We start from the raw sequence: 2,841 nt of genomic DNA on the forward strand, positions 1-2,841 counted from the left end.
CTCTGAAATAAATAACTAATTTTTGGAAATTGCCATTCTTAATAAAGCCATTATTTTACATTAAAACTTGGTTCTAAAACATAGAATTTAATGAATAAATATGCTATTGTTCTAATGAATTATTTAAAAATTTAAAATCGAACATTTTATCAAAATTATGAAATTAATAAAAAGGAAGAAGGAACGTCAGTTGATTTACAGTAAACAAGATGTGCTACACAATGAATCCCAGAGCATTAAAAATGGCGCTGCATCTACAATCGCAATCAGTTTATCAAATAACTACTTTATATTGTTTGCTATTGCAATTTTAGGTGCTACCAATTATCAAGTTGGTTTAATTTCTTCCTTACCTTCAATCGTCGGAATGGCCGCGATGCTCCCAGCTGCTTTTCTGGTTAATAAGTTAGAAGAAAAAAGAAAATTCACTGCCTACTCCATTTTCTTTACACGTTTTTTTCTATTAATAATGGTTTTTCTTCCATTTATTAAATCAGAGCATATCGCATGGTTTTTTGTTATTTTAATTGCATTAATGAATTTTCCAGGTACATTTCTAAATTTAAGCTGGCAAGCATTTATTGGTGATTTAATTCCAGCAGATCGTCGAAACACATTTTTTGGCAATCGAAATAGAATACTAACCTTTACGGGAATGATTGTAACGCTTGTAGCAGGAATATGTATGAAATCCATCAGCCCAAAAAGTGCCCTTCCATATCAATTACTTTTTTTATTCGCGTTTATATTCGGAATGATTGAGTTCTTTTATATATTGAAACATAAAGAGGAGAAGCAAAAAATTGAAATTTCTAATCATTATTCTCCTTTTTCAAAACATCTTTTTCAGTATAAACCCTATATCTCATTTTTAGTTTGTGCACTATTTTTTAACTTCGCGTGGCAAATGGCATGGTCTTTATTTTCGATCTATCAAATAAGATTTGCTCATGCAACTGCTTTTTGGATTAGTTTATTTACTGTAAGCAACCAACTTTCACAAATCGTTAGCTTTCGTTGGTGGGCAAAGATGGCGAATCGTTATAGTAATACTCAATTATTAATATGGATTTCAATCGGAATGGCATCTGCACCTATTTTAAATATTTTATCAACAAATTATGTATACTTATTTATCGTAAACTTCACATCAGGATTTTTTGTATCTGGTACAGTTTTAATATTATTTAATAGTTTACTAGAAGCTACTGAAGAAGAACATCGCACTTCTTATATTGCTAATTATAATTTCCTACTTTCAATCGTTGCCTTCATCGCTCCACAATTTGGTGTTTTTTTACTTGAATCATTTAGTATGAATATTGCGATGATTATTTCAACGATATTTAGAGGATTGGCTGGAGTATTCTTTGGCGTGATGGCCTATAAAATGGCACATTCGAAACAATTAGATTATAAACAAAATAAAATATCTCTCTAGATAAATCTAAAGGAGTTCAAACGATTGAACTCCTTTTAGAAGTTTAAGTGATAATAATGATTTTAATGTTAATATGGTTGTACGGTTTTATATTATTAACAAATTTTAGTAATTGTTTGTTCTTAAGAAGTTATTTAAAAAAGTTGATGTTCGATCTTAATTGACCTTAAACTGATTAATAAACAACTGTTTAAATTTAATAACTAAGGCTTTAAAACCACTTTAATACAATTATCTTCTTTATTATTAAAAATATGATAAGCATGATCTGCTTCATCTAAAGATAATTTATGAGTAATAATTTTCGTAGGATCAATATTTCCACTAGTAATTTGTTCATATAAGTAGGGCATATAATGTCTTGCCGGAGCTTGCCCCATTTTTATATTGATATTTCTACTGAAAAATGCACCTAAAGGAAACGCATTATAGTTCCCACCGTAAACTCCTGTGATTTGAACAGTTCCGCATTTTTTAACAGCTTTTGTTGCAATTTGAATTGGTCCTAGTGTTCCACCTTGTAATTTCATTTTCTGTTCAATAAATTCCAACGGTGATTTCTTCCCATCCATACCAACACAATCGATGACAACATCCGCTCCACCTTTTGTTATCTCTTTTAAGGTTTCACCCATATCTGGATCTTTCGAAAAATCATAACTCTCTGTTTTATTCACCTTTTTTGAATGCTCTAATCGGTAATCGATATAGTCTACTGCAATAACTCTTTTTGCACCTTTTTTCCAGGCAAACTCCTGAGCCATTAACCCAATGGGACCGCATCCTAATACAACGACTGTATCTCGTTCTTTGACCCCTGCATTTTCAACACTCCAAAATGCAGTTGGTAGTACATCTGAAAGAAACAGTAGATGATCATCATCTAGCTCACAGTTTTCTGGTATTTTAAACGGAGTATAATTGCCAAACGGTACCCTTAAATACTCTGCTTGGCCACCTGGATAATCACCAAACTTGGAAGTATAGCCAAAATAACCACCTGAATCATAATGTGGATTCGAGTTATCGCACTGACTTTGTAAACCATGATTACAATATGGACAAGTTCCGCATGCTACTGTAAATGGAATTACGACTCGATCTCCTTTTTTTAAATTAGTAACACCTGGACCGACTTCTTCAACTATTCCCATTGGCTCATGTCCTATAATATAGCCCTCTTTTATCGGAAAATTACCTTGATATAAGTGAAGGTCAGAGCCACAAATTGCTGTTGAAGTAATTTTAATAATGACATCATCTTTATGATGAATTTTTGGATCATCTACTTTAATCGTTTTTACATTATAATGCCCTTGATAAGTAACCGCTCGCATAGTACGCCTCCTAATTCAGGTCATTTTTATAGCGTTACCTTAAGGAGTATAAATATGTAATTA

Annotated in this window: 2 protein-coding genes; one reads left to right on the forward strand and one right to left on the reverse strand. The window is 31.8% G+C overall.

Annotation, left to right across the window (positions count from 1 at the left end):
• Window positions 1-190: 190 nt before the first annotated feature.
• The gene (locus CN514_RS09735) at window positions 191-1,441 is read left to right on the forward strand and encodes an MFS transporter (RefSeq protein WP_176525855.1); all 1,251 of its coding nucleotides are present in this window, start codon (window positions 191-193) and stop codon (window positions 1,439-1,441) included.
• 203 nt (window positions 1,442-1,644) lie between these two features.
• Here CN514_RS09735 and CN514_RS09740 read toward each other — a convergent pair whose 3' ends face one another.
• A complete protein-coding gene (locus CN514_RS09740; RefSeq protein WP_098232407.1) occupies window positions 1,645-2,778 on the reverse strand; it encodes a zinc-dependent alcohol dehydrogenase in 1,134 nt (377 codons plus the stop codon).
• Window positions 2,779-2,841: the final 63 nt, after the last annotated feature.

It is taken from the genome of Bacillus sp. AFS001701 (assembly GCF_002559405.1).
GTDB lineage: Bacteria > Bacillota > Bacilli > Bacillales > Bacillaceae_G > Gottfriedia.